This is a genomic window from Rhodococcus sp. Z13_19A, from assembly GCF_058133575.1.
Genome location: NZ_JBYUNN010000003.1, coordinates 327,706 through 344,537, shown reverse-complemented (window position 1 = coordinate 344,537; position 16,832 = coordinate 327,706). Strand labels below are relative to the sequence as shown.

Sequence of the window (16,832 nt, the reverse complement as noted above, 5' to 3'; positions counted from 1 at the left end):
CGTGCGGGTCACCGTCTCGGCCACCGGTGCGGCCACCCCCGACGTGGTGTGGGACCGCTACGTGCGCCCGGCCCGGTGGCCGACGTGGTCGCCCTACATCCGCCGGGTGGACTGCACCGACGAGGTGCTGCAGGCCGGCACCACCGGGCAGGTGCACGGGCCCACGGGTCTGGTCGGCGACTTCCGGGTGCTCGTCGTGGAGCCGGCCGAGCGCACGTGGTCGTGGCGCGTGCGCATCCGGCACCTGAAGATGCAGCTGGACCTGCTGCACGACGTGCAGCAGGTCCCCGAGGGGGGTACGAGCAGCACGCTGCGCATCGACGGGCTGGTTCCCGTCGCACTGTCCTACGCTCCGATCGCGCAGTGGTCGCTCACCCAGCTGGTGCGGCCCTGACGCCCGAGCTGGGACGGGGGCTGCGGTGACCGGCAGCGGCACGATCGTGGTGGGCGTGGACGGATCGGCCGGCTCTGCGCACGCGCTGCGGTGGGCGGTGCGCCACGCTGGGCTGACCGGCGCGCAGGTGCGGGCAGTGGCTGCCTGGGAGCACCCCGCGGCCTACGGATGGGCGCCGGTGTACCCCCCGAACGATCCCGTGCCCGCGCTCACCGCGGCGATGCTGGACCGCACGGTGCGGGCCACGCTCGGCGAGCACGACGCCGCACGGGTGCAGCAGACCGCCACCGAGGGCCACGCCGCGCAGGTCCTGGTGGACGCCGCCGACGGCGCCGAGCTGCTGGTGGTGGGCACCCGAGGTCACCGCGGGCTGGCGGCTGCGCTGCTGGGGTCGGTGAGCCAGCAGTGCGTGCAGCACGCGCCCTGCCCCGTGGTCGTGGTGCCGGAACCGCGGCTGCACCGCTAGCGCGTTTCTCGGGTCGCGGCACCCCTGCAGGTGCGAGGATGTGAGGTCAGTGTCACCACGGGGGGCCGTCACGAGCTGTGGCGGAGTCGTGGCGGCGCACCGTCATTCCGGGGGGAACACGCGTGCACCCAGCTTCGTCGCCCAGCAGCACCCACGTCTGGTCGGTCCGCGAACGGGCCCAGCACCTCGGGGTGCTGGACGCGCTGGTGTTCCGGCGGCTCTCCGGCGCGGCCTGGGCGCACCTGGGCGGACTCGGCGGCGGCCGGGACTGGGTGGGCGTGGTGGACGCCGACACCGACGGCGAGCTCAGCATCGCCCACCTGCCTTCCCGCGTGCACGGCGTCCACCGCTTCCGCCACGCCCAACGCAGCCAGGTGCTGGGCTCCTACGCGGCCCGCTCCGGCGCGGTGGTGCGCACCAGCCCGGACGTGGTGGTGATCCTGGCGAGCCCTACCGGCGTGCTGGCCCCCGAGGCTGACGACCAGGCGCTCTGCGCGCTCGCCATGACGGTCAGCTCGGTGGTCGACGACATCACCCCCGCCAAGCGGCTGGCGGACGAGCTGGAGGTGCTGCACGCAGTCCGCGCGGTCACCACGGGTGCGCCGCAGGACCTCGCGGGAACTCTGCGCCACGTGCTCACGGTCGCCCTGGACGCGCTGGGCTGCGACGTCGGGGCGCTCTGCTACGCCAGCTCCGGGCCCACGGTGCTGAGCAGCTGGCCAGGCGTCGACCCAGCCGACCCGGCGGTGGCCCGAGCGGTGCTGCGGCTGCGCCAGCGGGCGGGCGCCACGACGCTGTGCGTGCAGGACACCACCGGCCACGACCTGCCCGGGGCGCTGTCGCTGGCGGCCGGGGTGCGCTCCCTGCTGGTGGTGCCGGTCCCGGACGAGGCCGGTGGCGTGCTGGTGGCCGCGCACACCGACGCCGACCCCCGGGGGTTCACCGCGCTGCGCCAGGAGCTGGCCCGGCAGGTGGCCGACGCGGCCGGGGTGGTGCTGCACACCGCCGCGCTGCGCGAGGAGCTGCGGGCCAGCGCCGCCGAGCACGCCTCGACGGCCCGGCGCGACCCGCTGACCCGGCTGGGCAACCGCCTGGCCTTCGACGAGGCGCTGGTCGCCGCGCAGCAGCAGGTGGACGACGGCCGCCACGTCACGGTGCTCACGGTGGACCTGGACGGACTGAAGCAGGTGAACGACACCTATGGCCACGCCGCCGGGGACCAGCTGCTGCGCCGGTGCGCGGACGTGCTGCGTCAGCACTCCCGGGCCGAGGACGTGTGTGTGCGACTCGGTGGTGACGAGTTCGCGGTGCTGATGCCCCACGCCGGGGACATGGCCCAGCACCGGCTGGTCACGCTCTCCGAGCTGCTGGGCGGCGGGGACGCCGGGAGCGGTCGGGTGTCGGGCAGCGTGGGGATGGCCACGGCGGCCCCGGGCACCAGCGTGGCCGACGCCGTGCGCGAGGCCGACAGCGCGATGTACGCGGCCAAGCGGGCCCGCCGCGCGCGCAGCTGGTCGTCGTCCTGACGGGCGGAAAAGGTCACGAAAATGGAGCCGGGAACACAGGTGTGCACTGCTGACAGAGTTGTCCCGAACCCGGGATAACACCTAATGGCGCGCAGCCGGCCGCCATTCTTGACGGCGGCCCCTGACCTGATCTTGCGCACATTCCGCGCCGGATTCTGCCGCTGGTGTGGTTACTCAAAGTAACCGCCCGGCCCTGCCGAGCACCCCGCACTGACTGTGGGCCGACTAATCACACTTCGGCCCTCCCCGCTCGGCGCGAGGGCCCGCAGTCCCACTGAGTGGGACGGCAGAGGTACTCGGGCGCAACCGAACCCGCCTGAGGGGCACCAACCTCACCCGGGGTTCACGCCGCTGTGCACCTGCGGTTCACCCCGGTTCCCCACCACCGAGCGCCACTCGGCGTGCCGCGCTCGCTGCGGAAGAAGACCCCAAGGTCAGGACGGGTGCATTGACACTGAGTGATGAATAGTTCAACTTATGCACACGCAGTGTGTAACGCTTACGCACGCTCCGTAGATATGTAGTCGATCGTTCAGTGCAGAGGGCGGATTCGCTGCTCCGGGGGCCTTGTTTCTCCGGTGGAGCGCAGCTGTGTCGGTACTGAGTTCCCTGAGCAGAAGTGGGTACCGATGTCAGACAACGCGCACGCCACCTCGGTGGTGGCCGACGCCCCTCGCCGGGCGCGGCGTCCCCGTTCCGTCCGCAGTGCCGTGGACCTGCTGGTCGAGGAGAACCTGCCGCTGGTGGGACACATCGTCCGCCAGATCGCGGTGCGGCTGCCTGACCACGTGGCCCGCGAGGACCTGATCTCCGCCGGGATGGCCGCCCTGGTGGCCAGTGCCCGCAGCTTCGACACCGGCCGCGGCATCCCCTTCACCGGGTTCGCGACCTTCCGCATCCGCGGTGCGGTGCTCGACGAGCTGCGCGGGATGGACTGGGCGAGCCGGTCGGTGCGCGGCAAGGCCCGCCGGCTGGAGACCGTCCGCGGTGAGCTCACCGCAGCGCTGGGCCGAGCGCCCCGTCCGGAAGAGCTCGCCAACGCCATGGGCGTCACCCTGGCCGAGATGGGCAGCAACGAGGCCGACGTGCAGCGGGCCAGCGTGCTCAGCCTGCAGGGCTTCGCTCCGGAGACCGGCGCGCTGCTGGTGCAGGACCGGGGCACCGGCCCCGAGCAGACGCTGCTCAACCGCGAGCAGCTCGGCCTGCTGCACGACGCCATCGACGTGCTGCCCGAGCGGCTGGCGCACGTGGTGCGCTCCTACTTCTTCGACCAGCGCCCGATGGCCGAGATCGCCGCCGAGCTGGGCGTGACGGCCTCGCGGGTGTCGCAGATCCGCGCCGAGGCGCTCACCATGTTGCGTGCTGGTCTGGCCGCCAACGAGCGCAGCAGCGCCACGGCCAAGCAGTCCACCCGCACCAAGGCCAAGGAGGCCGCCTACGCCGCTGCCGTCGCCTCGCGCGGGACGCTGGCCACCCGGCTGCAGAAGTCCACGGTGCTCGGCGACATCATCGCCGAGACCTACCGCACCGCCGCCGCGGCGCCGCGCGGCTGCACCGCTTGAGCGCCGTGGTGCGGGACAGCCTGGCGGGGAAGGTCGCTCGATGACCCTGCTGAGTGACGTTCGGGGCCCGGAGAGCGTGGCGGTGGGTGTCGCCGACGAGTCGTGGCGAGGGCTGTTCCACCGCACCGCCATCCAGTCGATCAGCCTCCGGCCCGGTCAGCAGTGCCTGTCCACGCGCATCCACGGTGCCGACGGCCGGCTCTTCGGCGGCATCAGCGGTGTCCGCGACGGCACGGTCGTCGAGGCCGGGCTGGACCTGGTGTCCTCCCGGGCCACGCCGGCGGTGGTGGCCACGGTGCTGCGCCGCTCGCTGGAGAAGCTGGGCGCGCAGGGCGTGCGCGAGGTGGAGCTGCACCTGCCGCCGGCCTGCCACAGCGACAACGAGCCACTGGTGCAGTTCACCGTGCTCAACGAGGGATTCACCGTCCGCAGCTGCGAGCTCAACCAGCACCTGGACCTGAGCCACCTGCGGTCGCCGCGGCAGTGGGTGGACGAGCTCCGCCGTCCGGCCCGCTCCGCGCTGGACCGACTGCGCGCCAAGGACCTGCAGGTGCGCGAGGCGCGGGGCCGCGCGGAGTGGGAGGCCGGTCGCCGGCTGCTGCACGGCGGTGCGGACCTGGTGCTGTCCTGGGACGACCTGGCCGGTGCTCGTGCACCGCTGGCCCCGCACGTGCGCATGGTGTGCGTGTTCCGTCGGAGCGCCCCGATCGCCGCGGCGCTGGTCTACCGGGTGCGCCCGGCGGTGGAGCTGGTGGCCGCGTGGGGCGAGAGCGACCACCGCTTGGCGCACTCCCCGCTGGTGCTGCTCGCCGCCGAGCTGGTGGAGCAGGCGCTGCGCCAGGGAGTGCAGACCATCGACCTCGGGCAGGTGTCCGATGTCGCCGCTGTCGCGGGTGAGGCGGCGGAGCGCGGGCACGGCTCGGCCCAGCTGGCACGGAGCCTGTCCGCTCGCGAGCAGCCGCGGCTCACCGTCGCCACCACGCTCGCCGCCTAGCTGGCCGCGCTGACCGGGCGATGTGTCGGCTGCGCGAGTCCTGCAGCGGCACAGTGAAAATTCCTGGTCAGGACTGCTCAACATCCTCGGAGCAGCGCCGATAGGTAAGGCATGTTGGTCCACGGATGGACCGGCAGGCCCGCTCGTCGGGTCACGTCTTGACTCTGTCCAGGAGGACACCCCATGAGTCTTCGCATCAACACCAACACCGCCGCGCTCAACGCCTACGGCAACCTGCAGGCCAACCAGGCCAAGCAGCAGAACGCCTTCGAGAAGCTCTCCAGCGGCCTGCGGATCAACCGGGCGGCGGACGACGCGGCCGGCCTGTCCATCAGCCAGGGACTGACCAGCCAGATCAACGGCCTCACCCAGGCCACCCGCAACGCCCAGGACGGCATCAACGTCGCCCAGATCGCTGACGGCGCGCTGGCCACCGTGCAGACGATCCTGCAGCGCCAGCGCGACCTGACCGTCCAGGCTTCCAACGGTGGCTCCATGGACGACAACGCCCGTGACGCCATCTCCGCCGAGATCGGCAAGCTCAACAAGCAGCTGGACAACATCAACCAGACCACCGCCTTTGGTGGTAAGCAACTGTTCGACGACGCCACCAACACGTACGACGGCACCTTCCAGGTCGGCGCCAACGGCACCGCGAACGAGCGGATCACCCTGAAGCTGGGTTCCTTCGACGCCGAGACGCTCAAGACGGCCCCGGCGGCCGGCGGCACCACCGGCGGAATTGACGTGAGCTCGACCACGGCCGCACAGGGCTCCATCGAGATCATCGACGCCGCGATCAAGACGGTGTCGGCGGCCCGGTCCGACATCGGTGCCACGCAGAACCAGCTCAGCTACACCATGACCAACCTGCAGACCACCATCCAGAACGTGTCTGCCTCGCGGTCGAACATCACCGACGCCGACCTGGCCACCGAGGTCTCCAACATGAGCCAGGCGCAGATCCTGACCCAGGCCGCCACCTCGGTGCTGGCACAGGCGAACTCGGCCCCGCAGGCCATCCTGAAGCTCCTGCAGTAAGTCGTACCAGCTCGAACCGCTTGACCCCAGGTAGCACGGGCGGGGCCCTGTCCGCAGGGCTCCGCCCGTGCTGCATCGGCACCACAAGGAGCATGCGTGGCTACCTTCTCGTTCGACGGCCTGGCCTCGGGCATCGACACCAAGACGCTGGTCACCCAGCTGATGCAGGTGGCGGCCCAGCCCCAGGCGCAGCTGAAGACGCAGCTGAGCAGCACGCAGACGCTGGTCTCGGCCTACCAGTCGATCAACACTCGCATCACCGCCCTGCAGTCCGCCGCCGACGCGGTGAAGCTGGCGGGCACCTGGACCGCCGCCACTGCCAGCTCCTCCTCGCCCTCGGTGATCGCCACCAGCACCAGCGCCGCCCAGGCCGGCTCGGCCATGACCTTCAGCGTCACCCGACTGGCGGCCGCCCAGGTCAGCACCGTCGCTGTCGCCGGTGACGTGGTGGCCGACTTCGCCGCCGGCATCGACGTGACCATCGGCTCCGGCAGCACCGCCACCACCACCCACGTGGCCCTCACCGGCGGCAGCGCCAGCGACGTGGTGGCCGCGCTGAGCAAGGCCGGGCTCGGGGTGCGGGCCTCGGTGGTGAACGTGGACGACGCCACCGGTACCGGCACCACCCAGCGCCTGCAGCTCAGCTCCACCTCCACCGGCACCGCCGGCGCCTTCAGCATCAGCGGGCTCAGCACCGCACCCACCCAGATCGTGGCGGCGCAGAACGCGCAGCTGACGGTCGGCGACCCGGCCGCGGGCGGCTACTCGGTGTCCTCGTCCACCAACACCTTCACCGAGGCGCTGCCGGGGGTCACCTTCACGGTGGGGGCACTGGCGTCGGGAGTGACGGTGTCCGTGGCCAGCGACACCACGGCCATCACCAAGGCGATGCAGACCATGGTGGACGCCGCGAACGCTGCGCTCGGACAGGTGGGCATGTACACGGCCAAGGGCGGCAGCCTGCAGGGCAACACCCAGGTCGTCGCCCTCAGCCAGGACATCCTCTCCAGCATCAGCCGGGGCACCGGCACCGGCGGCAGCTTCCACAGCATCGGCGTGCAGCTCACCAACACCGGAGGCCTGACCTTTGACGCCACCGTGTTCGCCGCGGCCTACGCCGCCGATCCCACGAAGACGGAGGCCGTCGCCGGGCAGGCGCTGGGCTCAGCACTGTCGACCGTGGCCGAGCGGGCCAGCGCACCGGCGGTGGGCTCGCTGAGCCTGCTGATCACCTCGGGCAACGAGCGGATGACCAACCTGAACAAGCAGATCCAGAGCTGGGACACCCGCCTGGCCGACACCCAGACCGCGATGCAGAAGAAGTACGCGGCCATGGAGGCGGCGGTGAACAAGCTGAACTCGACGCAGGCCTGGCTGAGCTCCGCGCTCTCCTCGCTCGATGCCTCCAAGAAGTCCGACTAGCTCACTGCTCTCCCCCAGAACGCTCCGCCCGAGAACGAGGAGAACCTGTGTCCAGCGACTTGGCTCGAGCCCGCTACCTCGCCGACGCGGTCGCCACGGCGACGCCGGCCCGCCGCATCGTGCTGCTCTACGACCGGCTGTGGCTGGACGTCCAGCGCGGTGTCGAGGGCCTGGCCAGCGCTGATCCCGCCGCGGCCGGTGACCACGTCCAGCACGCCCAGCAGATCGTCGCCGAGCTGCTCGGCAGCCTGGACACCACGGCGTGGGAGGGCGCCGGCGAGCTCGCCTCGCTGTACACCTACCTGCTCCGCGAGCTGATGAACGCCATCGTCGCCCCCACCCCCGGAGCACTGGACACCGCCGCCGGCATCATCACCGGCCTGCGGGACACCTGGAAGCAGGCCGAGGTCCAGCTGCAGACCGGTATCGCCCGCGCCGCGGCGGCCCCGGCCGCCCGACAGGCGGCGTGGGTTGGCTGAGCCTGCGGCGCAGCCCACCTGGGAAGAGGTCCTGGCCGCGCTGACGGCCGACAACGACGCCCTGGAGGCTGCGCTGCACTCCGGAGCCGAGCTGCCGGCGTCGGCCACCCAGCCCTGGCACCCCCCGCAGCTGCCGCCGCTGCCCCCGGAGCTGGCCCCGGCCGCCCGTGAGGTGCTCGCCCGCCAGGTGGCCCTGCAGGCCCGCCTCGCCCTCGACCTCGCCCAGCTCTCCCCGGCCACCCGCCGCCGCAGCGTGGCCACCGCCGCCCCGCAACCGACCCTGGTGGATCTGCGCGCGTAAACCCTTGCTGCTCAGGCAAAACTCGTAGTAACAACTGCTCAACTCAGCGTGATCTCGGCCGATGACAACCTCGAGCACGGATCGCTCACCCCGCTTGCCAAGGACTGGCGAGACTCGACAGGTGAGGTCCATCTCGTGCTGGATGACATTGCTTCGGTGACGATGCGCACGGCTCTGTCGAGCCTGTCCGCCCGCCAGCGCGTGAGCGCCGACAACATCGCGAACATCGAGACGCCCAACTACCGCGCGTCCCGAGTCTCGTTCGAGTCCAGCCTGCGTGACGCGGTCGCCTCCGGTGACCCCGCCCGAGCCACGGCGTCGGTGGATGGCACCGGCGACACCCCGGGGGTCAACGGCAACAACGTCAACCTCGACGCCGAGACGATCATCGACCAGAAGACCCAGCTGCAGTACCAGCTGCTGGCCAGCGCGCTCTCCGGCAAGTACAGCCTCCTCAGCACCGTGATCAAGGGCTGAGCCGATGACCCTCTTCTCCGCCATCAACGCCTCCGGCACCGGGCTCACCACCTACCGCACCTGGATCGACGTGCTGGCCAACAACGTCGCCAACGTCAACACCGCGCGGCCCACCTCGGGCCCGGCCTTCCAGGCGTCCTACGTGGAGGCCCAGGAGATCGCCGGCGGACCCGACGGCATCGGCCAGGGCGTGGAGATCACCTCGCTGCCGCAGGGCAGCGCCGAGGGAATCCTCACCTACCAGCCCGACAACCCGCTGGCCGACGAGAACGGCTACGTCCGGCTGCCGGACATCGACATGGCTGAGCAGATGGGCAACCTGATCATGGCGCAGCGGGGCTTCCAGGCCAACGCCGCGGTGATCGACCGCGCCAAGGACACCTACCTGCAGGCCATCAACATCGGAAAGAACCGCTGACCATGACGATCCCCGCCATCGGCGCCCTCAGTGCCGCCCTGCCCGCCTTCGCGCCCTTCGCGCCGGTGAGCCCCGAGACCACCGCCCCCGCAGCCACCGGTGGCAGCGACTTCGCCGCCATGCTCAGCAAGGGCATGGAGACGGTGCAGACCGCGCAGGACAAGGCCAGCGGGCTGGCCGTGCAGGCCGCCACCGGCGACCTGACCGACATCCACGACTACACGATCGCCTCCACCGAGGCGGGCCTGGTCACCGAGCTGGCCTCGGCGATCCGCACCAAGGGCATCGACGCGTTCAACCAGATCATGGGAATGCAGGCCTGACATCGTGAAGAACATCGTCGTCGACCGCGCGCAGCGGTTCTGGCAGGGCTTCCTGGCCTTCACCCCCGGCCAGAAGGTCGTCTCCGTGGCCGCCGTGCTGGCGCTCACCCTCGGTGGCTTCTTCTTCACCACCTGGGCCTCGGCGCCCACCTACGCCCCGCTGTTCACCAACCTCGCCCCGACCGACGCCAGCGCGATGATCGACAAGCTCAACGCCACCGGCACCCCCTACGAGCTGGCGGCCAACGGCACCTCGATCATGGTGCCGGAGAAGGACGTCTACGCCCTGCGGCTGACCATGAGCTCGGCCGGCCTGCCCACCTCGGGCAAGTCCGGCTACAGCCTGCTGGACAACGAGGGCATCACCACCTCGGAGTTCAAGCAGCAGGTGGACTACCAGCGGGCGCTGGAGGGCGAGATCGGCAACACCGTCCGCTCCATCGACGGCGTCGTCGACGCCACCGTGCACCTGGCGATCCCCAAGGACACCGTCTACGACGACGGCACCAAGAAGCCCACCGGCGCCGTGCTGCTGACCACCGCCCCCGGCACCAAGCTCACCTCCGGGCAGGTGCAGTCGGTGGTCAACCTGGTCTCCTCCAGCGTGCCCGGCCTCACCGCCGACCAGGTCAGCGTGTCCGACTCCACCGGCAAGGTGCTCAGCGCCCTCGGTGACGACGACACCGCCGCCGGCTCCGACACCCGCAGCGAGGCCACCCGGCAGTACGAGAGCCGGCTGAACACCGCGGTGCAGCAGATGCTGGACCAGATGGTGGGCGCCGGGCACTCGGTGGTCACGGTGAACGCCGACCTGGACTTCGACAAGACCAACACCGTCTCCCAGACCTACGTCTACGACGCCGAGGTCCCCCCGCTGGCGGAGTCCTCCACCACCGAGACCTACAACGGCGGGGCCGGCGACAACGGGGTGCTGGGCGCGGCCGCCACCCCGCCGGTGGCCGGAGCCGACGGCGCCACCGACGGCAACGGTGGCTACACCAAGACCACCGGCACCAAGAACAACGCCGTGGGTCAGGTCACCGACACCCGCAACTCCGCCCCCGGGCAGGTCCGCAACCTCAACGTCGCCGTCCTGCTCGACCGCAACGCCCCCGCCGTGGACCAGGCTGCGCTGCAGCAGCTGGTGAGCTCGGCGGTGGGCCTGGACACCGAGCGCGGGGACACCCTGGCCGTGGCCAGCGCCCCGTTCGACACCACCGCGGCCGACGCCGCAGCCGACACCGCCGCTGCCGCGGCTGCCGCCACCGCGGCCAGCGAGAAGAGAGAACAGCTGATGTCCATGGCCAAGACCCTTGCGGTGGTGGTTCTCGTCGCGGTGCTGGTGGTCGCCACCCTCATCGCCAACCGCCGTCGTCGCAAGGCCGCGCTGCGCACCGAGCCGGCCTACGACCCGGACGAGTTCCTGTCCGCGCTCAACGACTCCCCCGACCTGCTCCCGCCGGCACCGCAGGACATCGTGCCGCCCTCGACGCAGGCCTCGACGCAGGCCGCTGCTCGGGCCCGTGAGCAGGGGGTGGCCGCCCTGGCCGGCAACGAGCCGCACGAGGTCGCCCGCCTGCTCCGCAGCTGGCTCAACGAGAAGGACAAGTGACGATGACTACTGCTCTCGCCGACCCGCAGCTGGCCACGGTCACCCCGATCGCGCCGGGCGTGCCGATGGGCAAGCGCGCCACCGACACCGCCCCCGACCCGCTGCTGGGCATGCCGGGCCGCCGCAAGGCCGCCATCCTCATGCTCCAGCTCGACCGGGAGACCTCGGCGAAGGTGATGGCGCAGCTGCGCGACACCGAGCTGGAGGAGCTCTCCGCCGAGCTCACCCGCGCCGGGGACGTCTCCCCGGACATCTCCCGCGCGGTGCTCGACGAGTTCGGCCTGATGATGGAGTCGGGCCGCGCCGTGGTGCAGGGCGGGGCCGACCAGGCCCGGGAGATGCTGGTGGCTGCGGTCGGCGAGCAGCGCGCGTCGGCCATCATGGACCGGCTGTCGGCCACCATGGTCGAGCAGCCGTTCAAGTTCCTGCACGACACCGACGCCCGCCAGGTGCTGAACTTCATCACCGACGAGCACCCGCAGACCACCGCCCTGGTGCTGGCCCACCTGCCGGCGCCGCTGGCCTCGCGCGTGCTGGCCGGCCTCGGCGCCGACCTGCAGGCCGACGTCGCCCACCGCATCGCCACCATGGACCGCACCTCTCCCGACGTGATCCGGCAGATCGAGGCGAGCCTGGAGCGACGGATGGTCACCCAGCTGGGTGCCCCCTCCGCCGACCAGTCCTCGGTGGGCGGGCTGCAGCCGCTGGTGGACATCATCAACCGGGCCGACCCGGGTACCGAGAAGCTGATCATGGAGGGCCTGGAGGCACGCGACCCCGAGCTCGCCGAGGAGATCCGCAGCCGGATGTTCATGTTCGAGGACCTGCTCACCCTGGAGGACCGGGCGGTGCAGCTGGTGTTGCGCCAGGTGGAGGCCAGCACCCTCGCCGTGGCGCTCAAGGGCATGCCGATCCCGGTGCACACCAAGGTGATGGCGAACATGTCCGAGCGCGCCGCGGAGACCCTGGCCGAGGAGATCGAGCTGCTCGGCCCGGTGCGGGTGGCCAGCGTGGAGGAGGCCCAGGCCGACGTGGTCCGGGTGATCCGCCAGCTGGAGGAGTCCGGCCAGATCGTCGTCCGTCGTGGCGGCGAGGACGAGTACGTTGCCTGACACCCTGGCCGCCCGGCCGGCGTTCGCGCTGGCCGGTCCCTCGGCCATCCCGGAGCGCCTCGTCGCCGACGCCCGCAGCGCCGCCGAGGCGGTGGGCTACGCCCGGGGCTGGGCCCAGGGACTGGCCGAGGCCCGCCGGGCCAGCGCCGACGCGCTGGCCGCCGCCCGGGCCGCGGAGCTCCGCCACGCCGCCGAGCGCAGCGACTCCCTCGCCTCGGCGGTGGCTGCGCTCGCCGTGGCCGCCGACCAGCTGGAGGCCGTCGCGGCCCCCGCGTTGACGCAGATCGAGGACACCGTGCTGGCCGTGGCGCTCGAGCTGGCCCAGGCGCTGCTCGGCCGTGAGCTGGCGCAGCCCGCCGTGTCCGGCCCGGCCGCCCTGGCCCGGGTGCTGGCCCTGGCGCCGGAGGGTGAGCCGGTGAGCGTGCGGCTGCACCCCCGCGACCATGCCCAGCTCAGCGGAGTCGGCGGCGCCGAGGTGCTCGCCGCGGTGGCGGGTGCGGCGGGCCGGGAGATCACCCTCACCGCCGACGCCGCTGTGGCGCCCGGTGACGCCCTCGCCCGCTGCGGCGCGACCTCTCTCGACGCCCGGCTGTCCGCCGGGGTGGCCCGGCTGCAGGAGCACCTGGCCCGATGAGCACCCCGGTACCCACGCTGCTGCCCGAGCGCACCCGTCGCGGCCTGGACGAGCTGCTGGCCCTGGCCGGCCCCCGCCGCTACGGCTACGTCTGCCGGGTGGTCGGGCTGTCCGTCACCGTGGCCGGTCTGCCCGGCCGCATCGGGGACCTGCTGCGCATCGGCACCGGCGAGTCCGCCGTGCTGGCCGAGGTGGTGTCGGTGAGCGGCGCGGAGTGCACCTGCCTGCCGCTGGGCCCGATGGCCGGCATCGGCAACGGCGACCAGGTCTCGCACACCGGTGGCCCCCTGCAAGTGGCGGTGGGCGAGGAGCTGCGCGGCCGGGTGCTCGACGGTCTGGGTCGACCGCTGGACGGCTCCGCGCTGCCCGGCGGCATGGAGCGGGTGTCGGTGGAGATGGCGCCGCCGGCGGCCATGTCGCGCCGGCGGGTGGACCAGGCGCTGCCCGTGGGGGTGCGTGCCATCGACAGCCTCATCACCGTCGGCCGTGGCCAGCGGGTGGGCATCTTCGCCGGCTCCGGGGTGGGCAAGTCCAGCCTGCTGTCCATGATCACCCGCGGCACCACCGCCGAGATCACCGTGGTGGCGCTGATCGGCGAGCGCGGCCGGGAGGTGCGGGAGTTCCTCGACGACGTCCTCGGCGCCGAGGGCCTGCGCAACGCGATCGTCGTCGTCGCCACCTCCGACCAGCCCCCGATGGTGCGGCTGCGCGCGGCGTTCGTGGCCACCCGCATCGCGGAGTGGTACCGCGACACCGGCGCCGACGTGCTGCTGATGATGGACTCCATCACCCGGCTGGCCACCGCCCAGCGAGAGATCGGCCTGTCCGTCGGCGAGCCCCCGGCCTCCCGCGGCTACCCGCCGTCGGTGTTCGCCCTGATGCCGCAGCTGCTGGAGCGCGCCGGCGGCGGCGAGCACGGCACCATCACCGGTCTGTACACCGTGCTGGTGGACGGCGACGACCACAACGAGCCGATCGCCGACACCGCCCGGTCCATCCTGGACGGACACATCGCGCTCGACCGCCGGCTGGCCACCGCCGGGCACTTCCCCAGCATCGACGTGCTCGAGTCGGTGTCGCGGGTGACCACGGCGGTCACCAGCCGGGAGCAGCAGGACCTCGCCCGCACCGCTCGCCAGCTGATGGCGGCCCAGCGCGACGTGAAGGAGCTGGTGGAGATCGGCGCCTACGTGGGCGGCACCAACCCCCGCGCCGACCGCGCCCTGCAGGTGTGGCCGCAGCTGGAGTCCTTCCTGCAGCAGCGCATCGACGAACCCGCCGGCTACGACGCCGCGTGGTCGCAGCTGGCCGGCGTGCTGGCCAGCACCGGGGCCGCAGCGACCGGAGACGCGGCATGAGCGGGCGCCGCTGGCTGGGCACCATGATCCGCGCCCGCCAGGCCGAGGAGGACGTGGCCGTGCAGAACCTCGCCGACGCCCGGCGCACCGCCACCCTCGCCGCCCAGCGCCTGGCTCGTGAGGCAGGCCGGGTGGACGCGCTGACCCAGCCGGACAGCGAGTCGGTGCGAGCGTTCCACGCCTCTGCCGCCGCCCGACAGGCTGCGGCGGCGACGCTGTCGGCTGCCCGGCACCGGTTGCTCACCGCCCAGGACCGGGTGGGCTGCGCCGAGACCGAGCTGACCGCCGCTGCCCGTGCCCGGCGCACCGTGGAGAAGATGCACGAGCGGGACGCGGCTGCCAGCACCCGGGCGGCGCTCACCGCGGCGCAGCAGGAGCTGGACGAGATCGGCATCAGCCGGCACACCGCGCGCCAGGAGGCGACCCGATGACCGCCATCAGCGGCGTGTCCACGGTGCTGGCCCGCATCTCCCAGCTCGAGTCCACCCTGAGCTCGCTCAGCGGCACCCGATCCGCGAGCGCGCGGTCGGCCACCACCACGCTGGGCACCGCCGCGCTGGGCACCTCCGCAGCCGCGACCGCCAGCGGGCCCCGGGCCCAGTTCCTCGCTGCTCAGGTTCCCAGCGCGGCCCAGGGCACCAGCACCGCGGAGTCGTTCTCCGTGCAGCTGGCCAGCGCCGCGTCGGACACCAGCCGCAGCGGTGGTGGCGTCACCGGCGACGCCGCGGTGGCTGCGGCCAAGAAGTACCTGGGCGTGCCCTACGTGTGGGGCGGCACCAGCGCCACCGGGCTGGACTGCTCCGGGCTGGTGCAGCGCGCCTACGGCGACCTGGGCGTCACCCTGCCGCGGGTGGCGGCCGACCAGGCCAAGTCCGGCACCGCGGTGGCGAGCCTGGCCCAGGCCAAGCCGGGCGACCTGCTCGCCTTCGGCCAGCCGGTGGACCACATCGCCATCTACGTGGGCAACAACCAGATGATCGCCGCCCCCCAGCCCGGGGAGAACGTGAAGATCCAGTCGGTCTACACCACCCCGGTGGCCATCCGCCGGGTCGTCACCGACGCACCGGCGGTGCAGAGCGTGGCCGCCGCAGCGGTGACCACCACCTCCGCAGCAACGTCCGGGGTGGCCCGGTACGCCACGCTGTTCAGCCAGGCCGAGGCCCGGCACGGCCTGCCCAGCGGACTGCTGGCCGCGGTGGCCCAGACCGAGTCGGGTGGCAACGCCGCCGCGCTGAGCCCCGCGGGGGCCTCCGGGCTGATGCAGATCATGCCGGCCACCGCCCGCGGCCTGGGTGTGGATCCGCTGGTTCCCGCCCAAGCGGTGGACGGCGCGGCCCGGCTGCTGTCGGGCTACCTGCGGGACTACCAGGGCTCCATCCCGCTGTCGCTGGCCGCGTACAACGCCGGCCCCGGCGCGGTGAAGCAGTACGGCGGGGTGCCGCCCTACCGGGAGACGCAGAACTACGTCGCCAAGATCACCGGGCTGATGGGCAGGTCCGTCTGATGGCCATCACCCTCGCCGGCGCACCCTTTACCCAGTCCGGGGCAGGGACGCCCGCCGCGCCCACCCCTGACCCGACCTCGGGCGACGCCTTCGCCGCGCTGCTCGGCGCCGTGCCGCTGGGCGGACCTCCGCCCGGCACCCTCACCGTTGCGGTGTCCGGCGGTGTTCCGGCATCGACGGGCCACGAGACGCTCCCGGTGCTCGGCAGCCTCCTGGCCGAGCTGGGTGACCAGGACGCCACGACCACAGTGGACGGTGGGGCGGCACTCCCTGCGCTGATACCGGATGCTGGCCTGGCGGGGGGTGCTGGCCTGGTGGGTGCGCTCACCGCCAGCGCCGTGCTGCCCCTGCCCCTGCCCCTGCCGGCGCTGGTGGCCGGCCTGGTGCCGTTCGTCGCGCAGGATCCGGCCACCGCCGCGGCGGGCAACCCTGTGCCGGGCACCGCAGTCGCAGTCGCACCGGCCCAGTCGGACGGTCACGCACCCGCCACGGCGCCGCAGCACCCGGCCAGCCCCGCGATTGCTGCCCCGACCACTGGCGTCGCGCTTCCGCCCGGGTTCACCCCCGTCGCCGAGGCCGAGTCTGCGCTGCTCACCGCTGCCCTGTTGCCGGCCGGTTCCCTCCTGCCGACCGACCCGGCAGTGCCGGTGCCGCCCGCCCCGGCCAGCATGGTCCCCGCACCCGACGTCGCCCTGCCCGCCGCCGGTGCGCCGCAGGTGGCTGCTCCCCTGCTCGCGCCGGCACCGACCCCGCCGACCACTCCCGTGGTGAGCGCGCCGCCTGCCGCACCCCCGGAGCCGGTGCACCACCAGGTGGCCACCGCCCTGCTCGGGGTTCGCAGCCGCGGGGAGGGCAGCCACCAGCTGGAGCTCGCCCTGCACCCCGCCGAGCTGGGCCAGGTGAACGTGCACGTCCGGATGGTGGACGGCGCCCTCACCGTCGCGCTGGCCAGCGGAAGCGACGCCACGCTGGACGCCCTGCGCGCCGCGCTGCCCGAGCTGCGCCAGGAGCTGCGCGCCGCCGGGCTGGCGCAGGTGACGCTCAGCCTCGACCTCACCGACCCCGGCACCGCCCACCACCAGGAGCGGGAGGAGCAGCACGCCTCCCGCCCGGCTGACCGGCGGCCCGGGCCGGCAGCCGCCGCCGCCCCCGAGCCGGACACGCCAGTGCTCCGCAGCTCTACCACCGCCCTGGACCGACTGCTGTGAC

At 72.8% G+C, this 16,832-nt stretch carries 19 protein-coding genes; all 19 read left to right on the top strand.

The genetic code is table 11. From position 1 onward, the window contains the following. Position 1 precedes the first annotated feature (1 nt). The 19 genes from AC3YNX_RS12745 (at position 2) to AC3YNX_RS12655 (ending at position 16,831) form a co-directional block, all read left to right on the top strand. Entirely contained in the window at positions 2 to 394 is a 393-nt protein-coding gene (locus AC3YNX_RS12745) for an SRPBCC family protein (protein WP_127783011.1), read from the top strand. Between the two features lie 25 nt (positions 395 to 419). Next, positions 420 to 860, top strand: coding sequence for a universal stress protein (locus tag AC3YNX_RS12740; protein WP_241249835.1), 441 nt, complete (start codon positions 420 to 422; stop codon positions 858 to 860). 122 nt (positions 861 to 982) lie between these two features. After that, positions 983 to 2,386, top strand: a complete 1,404-nt coding sequence (locus AC3YNX_RS12735; protein WP_489995681.1) for a GGDEF domain-containing protein — start codon at positions 983 to 985, stop codon at positions 2,384 to 2,386. Between the two features lie 629 nt (positions 2,387 to 3,015). Further along, positions 3,016 to 3,948 carry a sigma-70 family RNA polymerase sigma factor gene (locus tag AC3YNX_RS12730; protein ID WP_127783013.1) on the top strand — a complete coding sequence of 311 codons (933 nt, stop codon included), beginning with the start codon at positions 3,016 to 3,018 and terminating at the stop codon, positions 3,946 to 3,948. Between the two features lie 40 nt (positions 3,949 to 3,988). Beyond that, on the top strand, positions 3,989 to 4,942 hold the full coding sequence (locus AC3YNX_RS12725) for a hypothetical protein (RefSeq protein WP_489995680.1): 954 nt from the start codon (positions 3,989 to 3,991) through the stop codon (positions 4,940 to 4,942). 183 nt (positions 4,943 to 5,125) lie between these two features. Further along, positions 5,126 to 5,983 carry a flagellin N-terminal helical domain-containing protein gene (locus AC3YNX_RS12720; protein ID WP_489995679.1) on the top strand — a complete coding sequence of 286 codons (858 nt, stop codon included), beginning with the start codon at positions 5,126 to 5,128 and terminating at the stop codon, positions 5,981 to 5,983. A 96-nt stretch (positions 5,984 to 6,079) separates the two neighbouring features. Next, positions 6,080 to 7,405, top strand: coding sequence for a flagellar filament capping protein FliD (gene fliD, locus AC3YNX_RS12715; protein WP_489995678.1), 1,326 nt, complete (start codon positions 6,080 to 6,082; stop codon positions 7,403 to 7,405). A 47-nt stretch (positions 7,406 to 7,452) separates the two neighbouring features. Further along, the gene (locus AC3YNX_RS12710; protein WP_489995677.1) at positions 7,453 to 7,884 is read left to right on the top strand and encodes a flagellar export chaperone FliS; all 432 of its coding nucleotides are present in this window, start codon (positions 7,453 to 7,455) and stop codon (positions 7,882 to 7,884) included. Further along, positions 7,877 to 8,185: a hypothetical protein gene (locus AC3YNX_RS12705; RefSeq protein ID WP_489995676.1), complete on the top strand. Its 309-nt coding sequence runs from the start codon at positions 7,877 to 7,879 to the stop codon at positions 8,183 to 8,185. The genes AC3YNX_RS12710 and AC3YNX_RS12705 overlap by 8 nt, the downstream gene beginning before the upstream one ends. 48 nt (positions 8,186 to 8,233) lie before the next feature. Continuing rightward, on the top strand, positions 8,234 to 8,662 hold the full coding sequence (locus AC3YNX_RS12700) for a flagellar basal body rod protein FlgB (protein WP_489995675.1): 429 nt from the start codon (positions 8,234 to 8,236) through the stop codon (positions 8,660 to 8,662). Between the two features lie 4 nt (positions 8,663 to 8,666). Further along, on the top strand, positions 8,667 to 9,080 hold the full coding sequence (locus AC3YNX_RS12695) for a flagellar basal body rod protein FlgC (protein ID WP_127783019.1): 414 nt from the start codon (positions 8,667 to 8,669) through the stop codon (positions 9,078 to 9,080). Between the two features lie 2 nt (positions 9,081 to 9,082). Further along, the gene (gene fliE / locus AC3YNX_RS12690) at positions 9,083 to 9,403 is read left to right on the top strand and encodes a flagellar hook-basal body complex protein FliE (RefSeq protein WP_489995674.1); all 321 of its coding nucleotides are present in this window, start codon (positions 9,083 to 9,085) and stop codon (positions 9,401 to 9,403) included. A gap of 4 nt (positions 9,404 to 9,407) precedes the next feature. Further along, complete coding sequence (gene fliF / locus AC3YNX_RS12685; RefSeq protein ID WP_489995673.1) at positions 9,408 to 11,015, top strand: flagellar basal-body MS-ring/collar protein FliF; 1,608 nt, start codon at positions 9,408 to 9,410, stop codon at positions 11,013 to 11,015. 2 nt (positions 11,016 to 11,017) lie between these two features. Continuing rightward, positions 11,018 to 12,127 (top strand): flagellar motor switch protein FliG, encoded by a 1,110-nt coding sequence (gene fliG, locus AC3YNX_RS12680; RefSeq protein ID WP_206518151.1) that lies wholly within the window; start codon positions 11,018 to 11,020, stop codon positions 12,125 to 12,127. Beyond that, positions 12,120 to 12,761 carry a FliH/SctL family protein gene (locus tag AC3YNX_RS12675; protein WP_489995672.1) on the top strand — a complete coding sequence of 214 codons (642 nt, stop codon included), beginning with the start codon at positions 12,120 to 12,122 and terminating at the stop codon, positions 12,759 to 12,761. The genes fliG and AC3YNX_RS12675 overlap by 8 nt, the downstream gene beginning before the upstream one ends. Continuing rightward, on the top strand, positions 12,758 to 14,119 hold the full coding sequence (locus AC3YNX_RS12670) for a FliI/YscN family ATPase (RefSeq protein WP_489995671.1): 1,362 nt from the start codon (positions 12,758 to 12,760) through the stop codon (positions 14,117 to 14,119). The genes AC3YNX_RS12675 and AC3YNX_RS12670 overlap by 4 nt, the downstream gene beginning before the upstream one ends. Then, positions 14,116 to 14,550: a flagellar FliJ family protein gene (locus tag AC3YNX_RS12665; protein WP_489995670.1), complete on the top strand. Its 435-nt coding sequence runs from the start codon at positions 14,116 to 14,118 to the stop codon at positions 14,548 to 14,550. Before AC3YNX_RS12670 ends, AC3YNX_RS12665 begins: the two co-directional genes overlap by 4 nt. Then, the gene (locus AC3YNX_RS12660) at positions 14,547 to 15,623 is read left to right on the top strand and encodes an NlpC/P60 family protein (RefSeq protein ID WP_489995669.1); all 1,077 of its coding nucleotides are present in this window, start codon (positions 14,547 to 14,549) and stop codon (positions 15,621 to 15,623) included. The genes AC3YNX_RS12665 and AC3YNX_RS12660 overlap by 4 nt, the downstream gene beginning before the upstream one ends. Further along, the gene (locus AC3YNX_RS12655) at positions 15,623 to 16,831 is read left to right on the top strand and encodes a flagellar hook-length control protein FliK (RefSeq protein ID WP_489995668.1); all 1,209 of its coding nucleotides are present in this window, start codon (positions 15,623 to 15,625) and stop codon (positions 16,829 to 16,831) included. Before AC3YNX_RS12660 ends, AC3YNX_RS12655 begins: the two co-directional genes overlap by 1 nt. Position 16,832: the final 1 nt, after the last annotated feature.

Coding starts and splice junctions, on each gene's coding strand:
- AC3YNX_RS12730 (WP_127783013.1), top strand. CDS start 3,016: ATGTCAGACAACGCGCACGCCACCTCGGTGGTGGCCGACGCCCCTCGC.
- AC3YNX_RS12725 (WP_489995680.1), top strand. CDS start 3,989: ATGACCCTGCTGAGTGACGTTCGGGGCCCGGAGAGCGTGGCGGTGGGT.
- AC3YNX_RS12720 (WP_489995679.1), top strand. CDS start 5,126: ATGAGTCTTCGCATCAACACCAACACCGCCGCGCTCAACGCCTACGGC.
- AC3YNX_RS12695 (WP_127783019.1), top strand. CDS start 8,667: ATGACCCTCTTCTCCGCCATCAACGCCTCCGGCACCGGGCTCACCACC.
- fliE (WP_489995674.1), top strand. CDS start 9,083: ATGACGATCCCCGCCATCGGCGCCCTCAGTGCCGCCCTGCCCGCCTTC.
- fliG (WP_206518151.1), top strand. CDS start 11,018: ATGACTACTGCTCTCGCCGACCCGCAGCTGGCCACGGTCACCCCGATC.
- AC3YNX_RS12670 (WP_489995671.1), top strand. CDS start 12,758: ATGAGCACCCCGGTACCCACGCTGCTGCCCGAGCGCACCCGTCGCGGC.
- AC3YNX_RS12665 (WP_489995670.1), top strand. CDS start 14,116: ATGAGCGGGCGCCGCTGGCTGGGCACCATGATCCGCGCCCGCCAGGCC.
- AC3YNX_RS12660 (WP_489995669.1), top strand. CDS start 14,547: ATGACCGCCATCAGCGGCGTGTCCACGGTGCTGGCCCGCATCTCCCAG.
- AC3YNX_RS12655 (WP_489995668.1), top strand. CDS start 15,623: ATGGCCATCACCCTCGCCGGCGCACCCTTTACCCAGTCCGGGGCAGGG.